Genomic DNA, 14,529 nt, shown 5'->3' with positions numbered 1-14,529 from the left:
CGGGCTACTGCGTGTCCTGCTCGATGGTGCGGAGCAGGGCGTTGGAGTGCTCGAGGCTGGTCACGAGCATCCGCTTGGAGATGGCCAGGAGCTGGGCGACGCCCGGGTCGCGCAGGGCGTAGAAGATGGTGTTGCCGTCGCGGCGGGTGACGACCACGCCGGCACGGCGAAGGACACCCAGTTGCTGGGAGAGGTTGGACAGTTCGGCGCCGAGCACCTCGGCGAGGCTGCCGACCGACCGTTCCCCGCCGACGAGCTGCTCCAGAACCTGCACTCGCAACGGATGCCCGAGCGCCTTGAAGAGGTCGGACTTCAATTGGGCCATGGGGAGTCCGGTCGCTGACACCGTTTGATCATATCGCTAACCTGTAATACTTTCAAATAGGTGCGGGGTCTCGACAGGCTCGACCACCGAACCGCGGGTGTGCCTCGTGACTGTTCCCGTTCCGGACAAGAGTTACCGGCGTGCGGGCAACAGTTGACCGATTCGGCGACAGTCGTCTCCGGGAATGCAAAAAGCCCGCCCTGCCGTAGCAGGACGGGCTTTCCGTCTAGCCGACTAACCTGGCGAGAGGTTGTCGGTAGATCTAGCGGACTACGCCTCGGTCGAAACCGGTGCGTCCTCGGTGCCGGCCTCAGCCGACTCGTCGAGGACCGGGGCGAGCGAAAGCTTGCCACGGTCGTCAATCTTGGTGATCTCCACGAGGACCTTCTGACCCACGCCGAGCACGTCTTCGACGTTCTCGACCCGCTTGCCACCGGCGAGCTTGCGGACCTCGCTGATGTGCAGCAGTCCGTCCTTGCCCGGGAGCAGGGAGACGAAGGCGCCGAACGCGGCGATCTTGACGACGGTTCCAAGGAACTGCTCGCCGATCTCCGGGTTGGTCGGGTTCGCGATCGCGTTGACCTGGGCACGAGCTGCCTCGGCCGACGGTCCGTCAACGGCGCCGATGTACACCGTGCCGTCCTCCTCGATCGAGATGTCGGCGCCGGTCTGGTCCTGGATGGCGTTGATCGTCTTGCCCTTCGGGCCGATCAGCTCGCCGATCTTGTCGACGGGGATCTGCACGCTGATCACACGGGGCGCGGTCGGTGCCATCTCGTCGGGACGGTCGATGGCGGCGTTCAGCACCGACAGGATGGTCGCGCGAGCGTCCTTGGCCTGGGTGAGCGCGCCGGCGAGAACGGATGCCGGGATGCCGTCGAGCTTCGTGTCGAGCTGGATCGCGGTGACGAACTCGCTCGTGCCGGCGACCTTGAAGTCCATGTCGCCGAGGGCGTCTTCGGCGCCGAGGATGTCGGTGAGAGCCGCGTAGCGGGTCTTGCCGTCGACGGTGTCGGAGATGAGGCCCATGGCGATGCCGGCAACGGGTGCGCGCAGCGGCACACCGGCGTTGAGCAGCGACAGGGTCGAGGCGCAGACGGAACCCATCGAGGTGGATCCGTTGGAGCTGAGCGCCTCGGAGACCTGACGGATGGCGTAGGGGAACTCCTCGCGCGTCGGCAGCACGGGGACCAGGGCACGCTCAGCGAGCGCGCCGTGGCCGATCTCGCGGCGTTTCGGCGTTCCGACCCGGCCGGTCTCACCGGTCGAGTAGGGCGGGAAGTTGTAGTTGTGCATGTAGCGCTTCTTGGTGACCGGGCTCAGGGAGTCGATCGTCTGCTCGAGCTTGAGCATGTTCAGCGTGGTGACGCCCAGGATCTGGGTCTCGCCGCGCTGGAAGATCGCCGACCCGTGCACGCGCGGGATGATGGCAACCTCGGCGTCGAGCGGGCGGATGTCCGCGAGCCCACGGCCGTCGATGCGGATGCCCTCGTTGAGAACGCGCGAGCGCACGACGAGCTTGGTGACCGACTTGTACGCGGCGGACACCTGGTTGTTCGCGCCCGCGTCGAGTTCGCCGGCGGCGACCTTGGCAGCGATGGCTTCCTTGACGGATGCCTTGAGTGCGTCATCCGCGTTCTGGCGCTCGATCTTGTCGGCGATCTGGTAGACGGCCCCCAGCTGGTCGTACGCGAGAGCGGCGACGGCGTCGTAGGTGGCCGGCTGGTAGGACGGGAACACCGGGTAGGCGCCGGTCGGCTTGGCGGCCGAGGCGGCAACCTTCTGCTGCGCTTCGATGAGCTGCTTGATGAAGGGCTTCGAGGCTTCGATGCCCTCGGCGATGACCTCTTCGTTCGGCTTGATGGCGCCGCCCTTGATGAGGTCCCAGGCGTTGTCGGTGGCTTCGGCCTCGATCATCATGATCGCGACATCCTGCGCGCCGTTGGCGTCGGTCACGACGCGGCCGGCGACGACCATGCTGAACACGGCGTCAACGATCTGCGAGTGCTTCGGGAAGGCAACCCACTGGCCGGAGCCGTTCTCGTCGGGGATGAGGGCGACGCGGACGCCACCGATCGGGCCCGAGAAGGGGAGGCCGGCGAGCTGGGTCGACATCGACGCCGCGTTGATCGCGAGCACGTCGTAGTACTCGTCGGGCGCGATGGCCAGAACGGTGACGACGACCTGGATCTCGTTGCGGAGACCGTCGACGAACGACGGGCGCAGCGGCCGGTCGATCAGACGGCAGGTGAGGATCGCCTCGGTCGACGGGCGACCTTCGCGACGGAAGAAGCTGCCCGGGATGCGTCCGGCAGCGTACATGCGCTCCTCGACGTCGATGGTGAGGGGGAAGAAATCGAAGTTTTCCTTCGGGTTCTTGCTGGCGCTCGTGGCGGAGAGAAGCATGGTCTCTTCGTCGATGTAGGCGGCGGCCGAGCCCTGCGCCTGCTGGGCGAGACGCCCGGTTTCGAAACGGATGGTGCGTGTGCCGTACTTGCCGTTATCGATAACGGTTTCGGCGAACGTGATTTCTGGACCCTCCATGTGGGGGTTCTCTCCTTTGGTTTTTTGCTTCTCGCCATTCTGGCGACGAAGACTCGGTTGCCCGTATGGCGCGCGAGCTGGACGCGGAGGAGAAGGGCACGTGCTGGCCACCAGTAGAAATTCACCAACCGCGGCTGTCGCCGCCGGGTTGGGAAACCACCACCGAGGACCAGCCTGCTGCCGGTCTGCTCCGTATTGAGCGTGATTCTGCGTGGTCACTCCGAAGATTGACCGTCTCAAGCCTAACAGAACACGCTCAGCCCTCCGGGAGCACCGCGTCGAACACCGGGCCGTCGACGCAGACCAGCGGCCCCTCGACGGCGGGATCCGTAGCCACCGGCGCGGCGCATCCGTGGCAGTAGCCAAGGCCGCAGGCCATGTGGGCCTCCAGCGAGACCTGCACCGGCACCCCCCACTCGGCGCCGAGTTCGGCGGCCAGGCGGGCGAGCACACCGGCGCCGCAGACCAGGATCACGTCGGGCGGGGCCCCGGCGAAGAGCCCGCGCAGGCGTTCGCCGAGCGCCGCGAGCGCACTCGAGCCGTCGTCGTCGGTGACGGGGATGACCGTGGCGCCGAGTTCGGCGCAATCGGCCGACCCGATCAGGTTGGCCCGCGACCGTCCGCTGAGCACGACCGTGGCGTCGATGCCGAGCCGGGCGGCGTCTTCGACCGAGCCCATGATGGCGCAGACGCCGACCCCGCGGCCGATCATCAGGGCCGTGCGGGCGGGCCGCGGGCCGGCGGCATCCGGGCCGGCGGCATCCGGAAACTCGAAGCCGCGGCCCAGCGGACCGGTGACCAGGAGGCGCTCCCCCACGCCCACGTCGACGAGCGCGGTGGTGCCGCGGCCGGCCACGCCGTAGATCACCTCCACGGTGCCCTGCTCAGGGTGCCGCCGGTGGATGGCCATCGGCCGGGGGAGCAGGATGCGCTCCCCCAGCGCCGGCGGCACGGTGATCATCAGGAACTGTCCGGCCAGGGCGGTCGTCGCAATGGTGGCGCTGGCCAGCACGAGCCGGCGGTACCGCTCCCCCACGACCTCGTGCACGAGAACGGCGGCGTCGTCCCAGACCGGGTCGGGCCGGGGCATCCGTTCGGGCGGGCGCACCGCGATGAGACCGGCGAGCGCGGCCTCGTCGGCGGCGGCGAAGGCCTGTTGGCGGCGCAGGACGGCGAGGCGTTCCGCGACTGTCGCGGTTGTACCGGTCATCAGGCTCTCCACAGTTCGATCAGTTCGGCGATGTCAGCCGCGGCGGCGCCCTCACAGCGCTCCTGCAGCGCGCGGATGATTTCGACCATGGCGAACGGGCGTCCGAAGCTGGCCGTGCCGACCTGCACCGCGCGGGCGCCGACCGAGAAGTAGTCGAGGGCGTCGTCGGCTGTTTCGATGCCGCCGCAGGCGATCACCGGGATGTCGACCGCCCGGGCGGCCAGCCAGACCAGCCGCAGCACGACGGGTCGGATGTTTGGTCCGGACAGGCCGCCGATGACGTTGCCGAGGACGGGGCTGCGGGTGTCGGCCGTGAGCGGCAGCGCGGGGATGGAGTTGGCCACGCAGACGGCGTCGGCGCCGGCCGCCTCGGCTGCCTGGGCGCAGTCCGCGATCGAGGAGACGAGCACGGGCAGCTTGACGATCAGGGGTTTGTCGGTCTCGCGCCGGACGGCCTGCACGACCGTCCCGATGGCGTCGGGGTCGGAGCCGATGTCGGTGCCGTGGCGGTCGAGGTTCGGACAGGAGACGTTGAGCTCGTAGGCGTCGCCCGCGCCCCGCAGGCCGCGCACGACGGGGGCGTATTCGCCGGGCCGGTGGCCGCCGACGCTGACGATCACGGGCACGCCGAGCGCGAGGTAGAGCGGATGCTGCGCCGCGAGGTAGCCGGCGGCGCCGCGACTCGGGATGCCGACGCTGTTGACCATCCCGGCCCGGAGCTCGGTCAGGCGATGCGCCGCGTTGCCGCCGCGCGGGGTGCCGAACACGGTCTTGGTGACGACGGCGCCGAGCTCGGCGACGGGGATCAGTCGGCCGAGCGCGGGCCCGAAGCAGCCCGAGGCAGGCATGACCGGGTTGGCGAGGGTGAGGCTGCCGATTCGCACCGAGAGGTTGACCGCCTCGAAGGCGCGGCGGGCGTCGAAGAAGGCGCGGCGCGCATCCGTCGGGGGCATAGGGGGTGCGATGGTCATGGTGCCTGCTTCCGCGGGTGGTTCACGGTCGGGCGACGGATGCCGCGAGCCGGCCGTTCTCGGCCTCGGCCTTCAGAGAGGCGTGCGTGGGTGCCTCGGGAACGTGGGCCGGGCGGTTCGCGGCCAGCTCCTTGCGGAGCACAGGCACCACCTCGCCGCCGAGGATGTCGAGCTGCTCGAGCACGGTCTTCAGCGGCAGTCCGGCGTGGTCCATCAGGAACAGCTGGCGCTGGTAGTCGCCGAAGTAGTCGCGCATGCCGGCGTAGCGGTCGATGATCTGCTGCGGGCTGCCGACGGTCAGGGGCGTCCGCTCGGTGAACTCCTCGAGGCTCGGGCCGTGGCCGTAGACCGGGGCGTTGTCGAAGTAGGGCCGGAATTCGTCGACCGCTTCCTGCGAGTTCGTGCGCATGAAGACCTGGCCGCCGAGGCCCACGATGGCCTGGTCGGCGCGGCCGTGGCCGTAGTGCTCGAACCGGGCCCGGTAGAGGCCGATCAGCTGGAGGTAGTGCTCCCGGGGCCAGAAGATGTTGTTGGCGAAGAAGCCGTCCCCGTAGAACGCGGCCTGCTCGGCGATCTCCGGGCTGCGGATGCTGGCGTGCCAGACGAAGGGCGGCACCCCGTCGAGGGGACGCGGCGTCGACTGGAACCCCTGCAACGGGGTGCGGAACTGGCCCTCCCAGTCCACGACGTCCTCGCGCCAGAGCCGGCGCAGCAGGGCATAGTTCTCCAGCGCGAGCGGGATGCCCTGGCGGACATCCTGGCCGAACCACGGGTAGACCGGGCCGGTGTTGCCGCGGCCGAGCATCAAGTCGACTCGACCGTCGGAGAGGTGCTGCAGCATGGCGAAGTCCTCGGCGATCTTGACCGGGTCGTTCGTCGTGATCAGGGTCGTGGCCGTGGAGAGGATGATGTGCTCGGTCTTCGCGGCGATGTAGCCGAGCATCGTCGTCGGAGAAGACGGCACGAACGGCGGGTTGTGGTGCTCGCCGGCCGCGAAGACGTCGAGTCCGACCTCTTCGGCCTTCCGGGCGATGGCGACCATGGCGGTGATGCGCTCGTGCTCGGTGGGGGTGCGGCCGGTCGTGGGGTTGGCCGTGAGGTCACCCACGGTGAAGATCCCGAATTGCATGTGCAGCCTCCCACTCGCGCGGCGCGCAGAGACGAGTCTATTCGCTGGCCCGCCTCACGGAGCCGGCCAGGCGGTCGAGCGAATGCTGGATGGCAACCGCCGCGGCCCCACGGGCCCAGGAAGAGACCCCACTGTCGTCGACGACGATCGTCAGCGGCGTCGCCGCCGGGTCGCGGTCGGCTCGGGCAGCGGCGATGACGTCCTCGGATGCCTGCGCCCACAGTCCGATCCCCTCGCCGGAGAGCACGATCGTGTCAAGCATCCCGATATTGGCAATCACCGCGATCAACCGGCCCAGGGCGCGGCCGGTGGCGGTGACGACGGATGCCGCAGCTCGGTTCCCCTCCACCGCCAGCCGGAGCACCTCGTCGTAGCCGACCTCGCGGCCGAGGGCCACGCTGACCTGGGCGGACACGCTCTGGCTCGTGAGCATGGCCTGCGAGCAGCCGCGGTGTCCCTCGGGGCAGAGTGGCCCGTTTGGGTCGAGCGGGATGTGCCCGCCGAGGCCCAGGCCGCTGTCGACCGTCACGATCACCCGGTCATGGACGACCAGTCCGTAGCCGACGCCGACGCCGACGGTCAGAACCGCGAAGGTCGGGGCACCCCGGACCGCTCCGAACCACTGTTCCGCGGAGGTGAGCGCGACGACGTCGTTCTCGATCGTGACTGGGATTCCCAGCAGGTGCTCGAGCTGCGCGGCCAGGTCCACGTCGTGCCAGCCCAGGAAAGGCGCCCGGGTCACGACCCGGGCGCCGGTGACGTGCCCGCCCACGCAGACGCCGAGCCCGGACAGGCCGTCCGGGCCGCCGAGCTCGCGCACGACTTCCTCGATCCTCGCCACGACGTGTTCGACTGCGTGGCCGGCCAGCAGCCGCCGGGCCGAGCCCAGTTGGTTGGCACGCAGGTCGGTGAGCACCCCGAATACGTCGTCGCCGGCGAGCTTCACCCCGACGAATCGGCTGGCATCCACCCGCACGTCCAGCGGACGGGCCGGACGCCCGACGGTTCCGTCGGGCTCTTCGCTGGCCTCGACGAAGAGGCCCCGGTCGAGGAACGGCTTGCTCAGCCGGGTGAGGCTGGCCGGCGACAGTCCGAGACGACGGCCGAGGTCGCCGCGAGAAATCGGGCCGTGGATGAGCACGGCGCGCGCGAGTTCCCGAGAGGTCTCGCTCACCGTCGACGGTGTATCCGTGGTCATATCCGCTCCCCGAGGTGCTATTTGTTCCATAATGGCATGAATGGACTGCCTCCGATGGAATTTTGGCCCCTCAATGGCACAGAATTCTGGAGTTGACGTCCTATTCTTTTTGCCGTAGAAAGATTCTAGCAGTGACATGACGGCCTAAGGAGCCCCGCAATGACGGATACGACGACGTACCAGACCCCCTCCCGGCGACGGCATCGGGGGCGGAAGTTCGGCACGCTGGAGCGATCCGTGGCACTCCTCCTGGCCGGAATGCTCGGCCTCGGCGCCCTCAGCGGCTGCGTCCCGGGCGAGACGGACGCCGTCACCCTCGATTTCTTCCAGTTCAAATCCGAGGCCATCGCTGACTTCGATGGCATCATCGCCGATTTCGAGGCCGAGAACCCCGGCATCCGGGTGACGCAGAACGCCGTCCCCGACGCGGACACCGCCATCCGCACCCTGCTGGTCAAAGACAAGGTGCCCGATGTGATCAGCCTGAACGGATCGGGCAACTTCGGCCAGCTCGCACGGGCGGGCGTCTTCCACGACTTCACCGGCGACCCCATTCTCGATCAGATCAACCCGGCCGTGCAGGACATCGTCGGAGCCCTCGGCTCCCACGAGAACGAGGTGAACGCCCTCGGCTTCGTGAACAACGGCAACGGCGTGCTCTACAACCGCGACATCTTCGCCGCGCAAGGCATCGAGATCCCCACCACCTGGGACGAACTGATCGCCGCCTGCGACGCCCTCCAGGCGGCCGGAATCGCCCCGTTCTACGGCACCGCAGCCGACGCTTGGACGGTGCAATCCCCGCTGAACGGTCTCGGCGCCCAGCTCGGCGGCGACGACTTTTTCCCCGACCTCCGCGCGGAGGGTGCGGAGGTCGGTCCCGACTCGGCCGTCTCGTTCGCGAAGAACTACGACGAGACGTTCGAGAAGCTGCAGACACTGTATTCCTACGCGCAGGACGGCTACCTCGGCCGCACCTACGAAGACGGCAACCTGGCCTTCGCGAACGGGGAATCGGCCATGCTGATGCAGGGGATCTGGGCACTCAGCCCGATCCTGGCCAACAACCCCGACATCAGCGTCGGCGGTTTCCCCTACCCCGTGACGGATGACCCGGCCGACATCGAGCTCGTCTCCGGTGTCGACGTGGCCATCGCCATCGGCCGTGATACGCCGCACCTCGCCGAGGCGCAGCTGTTCGTGGACTTCCTTTTCCAGAAGGAGGTGCTCAACTCCTTCGCAGCCTCTCAGAACATGTTTTCGACGGCCCGTGACGCGGCCGAGAACACCAACCCGGCCCTGGCGGAACTGCAACCGTACTTCCAGGCCGGCCAGATCACCGGCTTCATCGATCACCAGATCCCGGCGAGCATCCCGCTCGGGCCGATCGTGCAGCAGTTCCTGACGGACACGAACAGCGCGAACGCGCTGGCCACACTCGACAACGAGTGGCGCAAGGTCGCGTCACGCACCACCTCGACCCGAAGCGGAGACTAACAATGGCTACTCCCGTCCTGACCCGGCCACGGCCGGAGCGCACGCCCCGAGTATCCCGGCCGAGCACCGTGCGACGTCGCGTCGGCGCCACCCCGCGCGCCTTCTACTGGATGGTCGTCCCCGCGGTCGCCGTCTTCGCGCTGTTGCATACCGTCCCGGTGCTCATCGGCGTCTTTTTCTCCTTCACCAACTACGCCGGCTTCGGCTCGTGGGACTTCGTCGGGTTCGGCAACTTCCTCGCCCTGTTCCAGGATGACCGGGTGCTGAAGGCCTACGGATTCACCTTCGGGTTCGCCATCGTCGCCACCATCCTCACCAACGTGATCTCTCTGGCCATCGCGGTCGGGCTCAACGCGAAGATCGCGTTCCAGTCCACCTTCCGCGGCATCTTCTTCATCCCCTACGTGCTCGCGATCCTGGTCGTCGGCTACGTCTTCCAGTATTTCTTCGCCAACTCGCTGCCCCGGATCCTGTCGAACGTCCCGGTGTTCCGTGACAACATCCTGACCAACCCGGACTGGGCGTGGACGGCCATCGTCGCCCTCGCCGTCTGGCAGGCCTGCGCGTTCGCGATCATCCTCTATCTGGCCGGGCTGCAAACGATTCCTCAGGAGCTCTACGAGGCATCCGCCATCGACGGCGCCACGCCGGGACGGCAGTTCCGGTCGATCACGTTCCCCATGATCAGCGCCTTCTTCACCATCAACATGGTGCTCAGCCTGAAGGGGTTCCTGCAGACCTTCGACCACATCGTCGCCCTCACCGCCGGGGGGCCGGGAACCTCGACCGAATCGATCACCCTGCTCATCTTCCGGGGCGGCTTCCAGGGCGGCGAGTTCGCCTACCAGTCCGCCAACGCGGTCCTGTTCGTCGTCGTCATCATGCTCGTCTCGTTCCTGCAGTTCCGAATTCTCCAGCGCAAGGAGGCCGACTTCTAATGGCTATCACCATCGACTCCCCCGCCACAGTCGAACCCGTGTCCCTCCGCATCGAGCGGGACCCGCGTGGAGTCCGGCGTATCACCGGCAACCGCACCCGGATCAACTGGTGGGCCACGGCGCTGATCGCGATCTGCGCGATCACCGTGCTCGTGCCGCTCTATTTCGCGGTGATCACCGCGCTGAAGACCCCCGACCAGCTCGGCGGCACCGGATTCGAACTGCCCACCGGTTTCCACTGGCAGAACTTCGTCGACGCCTGGACGCTGACCCGGTTCCCGCAGGCGCTGCTGAACACGGCCCTGATCACCGTCGGCGCCGTCGTGCTCACCCTGTTGACGAACTCGCTGGTGGCCTATGCCATCGCCCGCAACCTGCACAAGCCGTTCTTCAAGGGCGTCTACTTCTACCTGCTGTCCGCGATCTTCATCCCGTTCCCGATCATCATGCTCCCGGTTGTGAAGGAGACGGCCCTGTTCGGCCTCGACAACCAGGTCGGGCTGATCCTGCTCTACGCGGTGTTCGGGCTCTCCCTCAACGTCTTCATCTACGTCGCGTTCATCAAGTCGATCCCGATCGAGCTTGAGGAGGCGGCCTACACCGACGGGGCGACCACCTGGCGGGTGTACTGGCAGATCATCTTCCCACTGCTGACCCCGATGAACGCGACCGTCGGCATCCTCACCTGCGTCTGGGCGTGGAACGACTTCATCCTGCCGCTCGTCGTGCTCTCCGACCCGGCGGCGCGCACCCTGCAGCTTTCCCAGTTCGTGTTCCAGGGCCAGTTCAACACCAACTACTCGGCCGCGTTCGCCTCGTACCTGATGGCCATGGCCCCGCTGCTGATTGTGTACATTTTTGCCCAGCGCTGGGTCATCTCCGGCGTGATGAGAGGATCGATCAAATGACAAACACCGCACCGACGGCCTCCCCTGAGACCGGCGCCCCCTGGTGGGCCAGCGCCGTCGTCTACCAGGTGTACCCGCGCAGCTTCGCGGACTCCGACGGTGACGGGATCGGCGACCTCGGCGGCATCCGTTCGAAGCTCGACTACCTCGCCGAACTCGGTGTCGACGCGGTCTGGCTGTCCCCCGTCTACCCGTCGCCGCAGCACGACAACGGCTACGACATCAGCGACTACCAGGACATCGAACCGGTCTTCGGCAGCCTGGCGGAGTTCGATTTGCTGCTGGCCGAGGCTCATGAGCGCGGCCTCAAGATCGTGATGGACCTGGTGGTGAACCACACCAGCGACGAGCACGCCTGGTTCCGGGAATCCCGCTCGTCGCTGACGAATCCGAAGCGCGACTGGTACTGGTGGCGCAAGCCGCGGGCCGACGGCGGCCCGCCGAACGGCTGGGGCAGCGCCTTCAGCGGCCCGGCCTGGACCCTCGATCCGGCGACCGGCGAGTACTACCTGCACCTGTTCGCGAAGCAGCAGCCCGACCTCAACTGGGAGAACCCCGAGGTGCGACAGGCGGTCTACCTGATGATGAACTGGTGGCTGGACCGCGGCGTCGACGGCTTCCGGATGGACGTGATCAACTTCATCGCCAAGCAGGTCGAGCTGATCGACGGGCCGACTCCGGCCACCGGAGGCGGCTCCCCGATGGGTGCGCAGATCCACGAGTTCCTGCAGGAGATGCACCGAGAGGTCTTCGACGGGCGCGAAGGCCGGCACCTCACCGTCGGCGAGATGCCCGGTGTGAGCACCGCCGACGCCCGGCTGTTCACCGACCCGGCCCGGCGCGAGGTCGACATGATATTCCAATTCGAGCATGTAGGCCTGGACCAGGGTGAGCACAAGTTCGACGTGCTCCCCCGCAGCCTGCCGGCACTGAAGCAGAGCCTGTCCCGCTGGCAGGACGGCCTCGCCGCCACCGGCTGGAACAGCCTCTACCTGAACAACCACGACCAACCCCGACTGGTGTCCCGTTTCGGCAACGACACCGAGTACCGCTACGAGTCGGCGACGCTCTGGGCGCTGGTGCTCCACCTACATCGCGGCACGCCCTACATCTACCAGGGCGAGGAGATCGGCATGACCAACGTGCGGTTCGACACCATCGACGATTACCGCGACCTCGAGTCCCTCAACCACTACCGCGAGGCCGTGGACGAGTTCGACCTGGACCCGGGCACCGTGCTTGCCGGCGTGCAGACCATGGGCCGCGACAACGCGCGCACCCCCATGCAGTGGGATGCCTCGCCGCAGGCCGGCTTCACCGCCGGCACGCCGTGGCTGGCCGTGAACCCGAACAGCACTCATCTCAACGTGGCCGCCGACCTCGCGGGCGAGCGGAGCGTGTTCCGCTTCTACCAGCACCTGATCAGACTGCGGCACGCCAACGAGACGGTCGCCCTCGGCGACTTCACCCTCCTCGAACCCGACCACGAGGCGCTCTACGCCTTCACCCGCACCCAGGGTGACGAGACGCTGCTCGTCGTCGCGAACGCATCCGATGCCCCGCTCACCGACCCGCTTTCGATGGACGTCTCCGGCGCGGAATTGGTTCTGTCCAACTACCCGGTCAGGGTGGATGCCGCCGCACCGGCCGCGATCACGGTGCTGCGCCCGTGGGAGGCGCGCCTCTACCGGCTGTAGGTTGCCTCGGCCCGCCGGGGCCGAGGGTCCTCACGGCGCACCAGCTTGAACGCCGTGAGGATGAGGCCGCCGATCACTCCGAGTACGGCGCCGCTCCCGTTTGCGACCAGATCGCGCACATCCGGGACCCGGGTCGGCAGGAACTGCTGGATGAACTCGATCGATCCCGTGAGCAGGACGGCGACGACGATCGCCAGCCACCACAGCCGGCGTCCGAACAGGAGTAACAGGAACACACCGATCGGGATGAACATGGCGATGTTGGCCGCGAATTCGACCCGCCCGTAGGTGATCCAGTCGGTGGCGTCGTGCCGGTCGAAGAATCGAAGCGCCCGCAGCAGCAGCTCGTTGTTGCCACTGTCGAGCGGCTGCGGCCCGAGGGTCACCCAGCCCACGGACGCCAGGTAGGCGAGCGTGACCAGGGACAGGACGGGATGGCGATGCAGCATGGCTCCATCCTCCCCGCTCGTTGCTGGGGGTCCACCCGGTGCACCGTCCCCGAACGGCGACAATGGGGCTATTGCTTGCCCAGGGCAGCCTTTTCCTCGGCGATGAGCTCGTCGCGGAGGGTGTCGTCGAAAACGCGTTTGGCCTCGATCCCGACCACGGAGTGGCGACGGCCGTAGAGGAAGTACACGGCGATTCCGATGGCGAGCCACACCGCGAAGCGCACCCAGGTGAGCGTCGTCAGGTTGAGCATCAGCCAGAAGCAGAGCGCCGCAGACAGGATCGGCAGGAAGGGAGAGAAGGGCACCTTGAAGGCTCGGGGCAGGTCGGGGCGCTTCTTGCGCAGCACGACCACGGCGATGCTGACCAGCACGAAGGCCGACAGCGTGCCAATGTTGATCATTTCCTCGAGCACGCCCACGTCGGTGAAGCCGGCGATCAGGGCGACCGCGGCGCCGGAGATGATCTGCACCCGGGCGGGCGTTCCGCGCTTGGACGAGGTGACGCTCAGACCGCGGGGCAGCAGGCCATCCCGGCTCATGGCGAAGAGCACGCGGGAGAGGCCGAGGAGCAGCACCATGATCACGGTGGTCAGCCCCACGAGGATGCCGACCGAGATGACCTGGGCGGCCCAGCCCGCGCCGACCGAGATGAACGCCGTCGCGAGCGAGGCGTTGGGGTCGTCGGCGAGGACCGTGTAGGGAACCATGCCGGTGAGCACGAGGCTGACGCCGAGGTACAGCACCGTCACGATGGCCAGACCGGCGAAGATGCCGCGCGGCAGGGTCTTCTGCGGGTTCTTGACCTCTTCCGCGCTGGTGGCGACCACATCGAAGCCGATGAACGCGAAGAAGACGAGCGAGGCGCCGGCGAGCAGGCCGAACAGCCCGTACTGGGCCGGCTGAGCGCCGGTCATGAACGAGAAGAGGGACTGCATCCAGACATCGCCGTCGCCGCCCGTGGACGGCACGGCCTCGGGAATGAACGGCGTGTAGTTCTTCGGGTTGATGAAGAAGGCGCCCACAACGATCACGAACAGCACGATCGCGACTTTGAGGATGGTGAAGATGCTGGCGACGCGCGCCGACAGCTTGGTGCCCAGCACCAGCAGGGTGGTGAAGACGGCGACGATGACGAACGCACCCCAACTGACCTGCAGACCGAAGACCGGGATCGTGGCCGGGACATCCCAGTTCCAGAGTGCGAAGACCTCGCTCAGGTAGATCCCCCAGTACTTCGCGATCACGGCCGCGGCGGTGAGCATCTCAAGGATCAGGTCCCAGCCGATGATCCAGGCGAGCAGCTCGCCGAGGGTCGCGTACGTGAAGGTGTACGCCGAACCGGCCACCGGGACCGCCGAGGCGAATTCCGCGTAACACATGATGGCCAGGGCGCAGGTGATCGCGGCGAGCAGGAACGCCAGGGTGACGGATGGCCCGGCGTAGCTTCCGGCCGCTTTCGCACCGACCGAGAAGATTCCGGCGCCGACGGCGACCGCGACTCCCATGATCATGAGGTCCCAGGTGCCCAGCGTGCGCTTGAGGCTGTGGCCCTTCTCGAGGGAGTCGGCCATGGAGGCTTCGATACTCTTGGTGCGCCAGACGCTCATAACTGGGTGCTTCCGTTCCGTTGGGTACCGGTCAATGTTAGGCCCCCGCCGGGTTT

General features: G+C 67.5%; 12 protein-coding genes. 4 read left to right on the top strand and 8 right to left on the bottom strand.

Annotation, left to right across the window (positions count from 1 at the left end; all coding sequences use genetic code 11):
• Positions 1-4: 4 nt before the first annotated feature.
• From E3O67_RS01020 to E3O67_RS00995, 6 genes are all read right to left on the bottom strand, one after another.
• Entirely contained in the window at positions 5-346 is a 342-nt protein-coding gene (locus E3O67_RS01020; protein ID WP_241979107.1) for a metalloregulator ArsR/SmtB family transcription factor, read from the bottom strand.
• A 249-nt stretch (positions 347-595) separates the two neighbouring features.
• A complete protein-coding gene (locus tag E3O67_RS01015; protein ID WP_134427015.1) occupies positions 596-2,869 on the bottom strand; it encodes a polyribonucleotide nucleotidyltransferase in 2,274 nt (757 codons plus the stop codon).
• A gap of 256 nt (positions 2,870-3,125) precedes the next feature.
• On the bottom strand, positions 3,126-4,079 hold the full coding sequence (locus E3O67_RS01010) for a dihydroorotate oxidase electron transfer subunit (protein WP_198418940.1): 954 nt from the start codon (positions 4,077-4,079) through the stop codon (positions 3,126-3,128).
• Positions 4,079-5,050, bottom strand: coding sequence for a dihydroorotate dehydrogenase (locus E3O67_RS01005; protein WP_134427017.1), 972 nt, complete (start codon positions 5,048-5,050; stop codon positions 4,079-4,081). The genes E3O67_RS01010 and E3O67_RS01005 overlap by 1 nt, the downstream gene beginning before the upstream one ends.
• Before the next feature lie 22 nt (positions 5,051-5,072).
• Positions 5,073-6,179: an LLM class flavin-dependent oxidoreductase gene (locus tag E3O67_RS01000; RefSeq protein ID WP_134427019.1), complete on the bottom strand. Its 1,107-nt coding sequence runs from the start codon at positions 6,177-6,179 to the stop codon at positions 5,073-5,075.
• 37 nt (positions 6,180-6,216) lie between these two features.
• On the bottom strand, positions 6,217-7,353 hold the full coding sequence (locus E3O67_RS00995) for an ROK family transcriptional regulator (RefSeq protein ID WP_241981905.1): 1,137 nt from the start codon (positions 7,351-7,353) through the stop codon (positions 6,217-6,219).
• A gap of 183 nt (positions 7,354-7,536) precedes the next feature.
• Here E3O67_RS00995 and E3O67_RS00990 point away from each other — a divergent pair, with 183 nt between their 5' ends.
• From E3O67_RS00990 to E3O67_RS00975, 4 genes are read left to right on the top strand one after another with little or no spacing between them, the layout of a single operon-like run.
• Positions 7,537-8,874, top strand: coding sequence for an ABC transporter substrate-binding protein (locus E3O67_RS00990; RefSeq protein WP_241981903.1), 1,338 nt, complete (start codon positions 7,537-7,539; stop codon positions 8,872-8,874).
• Between the two features lie 2 nt (positions 8,875-8,876).
• Positions 8,877-9,812: a carbohydrate ABC transporter permease gene (locus E3O67_RS00985; RefSeq protein WP_135101475.1), complete on the top strand. Its 936-nt coding sequence runs from the start codon at positions 8,877-8,879 to the stop codon at positions 9,810-9,812.
• On the top strand, positions 9,812-10,720 hold the full coding sequence (locus E3O67_RS00980; protein WP_134427024.1) for a carbohydrate ABC transporter permease: 909 nt from the start codon (positions 9,812-9,814) through the stop codon (positions 10,718-10,720). The genes E3O67_RS00985 and E3O67_RS00980 overlap by 1 nt, the downstream gene beginning before the upstream one ends.
• Positions 10,717-12,417 carry an alpha-glucosidase gene (locus tag E3O67_RS00975; RefSeq protein ID WP_135101473.1) on the top strand — a complete coding sequence of 567 codons (1,701 nt, stop codon included), beginning with the start codon at positions 10,717-10,719 and terminating at the stop codon, positions 12,415-12,417. Before E3O67_RS00980 ends, E3O67_RS00975 begins: the two co-directional genes overlap by 4 nt.
• Here the strand turns inward: E3O67_RS00975 and E3O67_RS00970 are convergent.
• Together E3O67_RS00970 and E3O67_RS00965 are read right to left on the bottom strand one after the other, a co-directional pair.
• Complete coding sequence (locus tag E3O67_RS00970; RefSeq protein WP_134427028.1) at positions 12,405-12,866, bottom strand: VanZ family protein; 462 nt, start codon at positions 12,864-12,866, stop codon at positions 12,405-12,407. The two genes, E3O67_RS00975 and E3O67_RS00970, sit on opposite strands and share 13 nt — an antisense overlap.
• Positions 12,867-12,934: 68 nt before the next feature.
• A complete protein-coding gene (locus E3O67_RS00965) occupies positions 12,935-14,473 on the bottom strand; it encodes an amino acid permease (RefSeq protein WP_134427030.1) in 1,539 nt (512 codons plus the stop codon).
• Between the last annotated feature and the right edge of the window lie 56 nt (positions 14,474-14,529).

The sequence above is a fragment of the Cryobacterium sp. TMT3-29-2 genome (assembly GCF_004564305.1).
Taxonomy (GTDB): domain Bacteria; phylum Actinomycetota; class Actinomycetes; order Actinomycetales; family Microbacteriaceae; genus Cryobacterium; species Cryobacterium sinapicolor.
The sequence above is the reverse complement of the archived record's forward strand: the minus strand, read 5'-3'. Positions and strand labels throughout refer to the sequence as shown.

What these genes read in the sequence shown, in the direction of transcription:
- E3O67_RS01015 (WP_134427015.1), bottom strand. Translation starts at nt 2,869, where the DNA reads ATGGAGGGTCCAGAAATCACGTTCGCCGAAACCGTTATCGATAACGGC.
- E3O67_RS01010 (WP_198418940.1), bottom strand. Translation starts at nt 4,079, where the DNA reads ATGACCGGTACAACCGCGACAGTCGCGGAACGCCTCGCCGTCCTGCGC.
- E3O67_RS01005 (WP_134427017.1), bottom strand. Translation starts at nt 5,050, where the DNA reads ATGACCATCGCACCCCCTATGCCCCCGACGGATGCGCGCCGCGCCTTC.
- E3O67_RS01000 (WP_134427019.1), bottom strand. Translation starts at nt 6,179, where the DNA reads ATGCAATTCGGGATCTTCACCGTGGGTGACCTCACGGCCAACCCCACG.
- E3O67_RS00990 (WP_241981903.1), top strand. Translation starts at nt 7,537, where the DNA reads ATGACGGATACGACGACGTACCAGACCCCCTCCCGGCGACGGCATCGG.
- E3O67_RS00985 (WP_135101475.1), top strand. Translation starts at nt 8,877, where the DNA reads ATGGCTACTCCCGTCCTGACCCGGCCACGGCCGGAGCGCACGCCCCGA.
- E3O67_RS00980 (WP_134427024.1), top strand. Translation starts at nt 9,812, where the DNA reads ATGGCTATCACCATCGACTCCCCCGCCACAGTCGAACCCGTGTCCCTC.
- E3O67_RS00975 (WP_135101473.1), top strand. Translation starts at nt 10,717, where the DNA reads ATGACAAACACCGCACCGACGGCCTCCCCTGAGACCGGCGCCCCCTGG.
- E3O67_RS00970 (WP_134427028.1), bottom strand. Translation starts at nt 12,866, where the DNA reads ATGCTGCATCGCCATCCCGTCCTGTCCCTGGTCACGCTCGCCTACCTG.
- E3O67_RS00965 (WP_134427030.1), bottom strand. Translation starts at nt 14,473, where the DNA reads ATGAGCGTCTGGCGCACCAAGAGTATCGAAGCCTCCATGGCCGACTCC.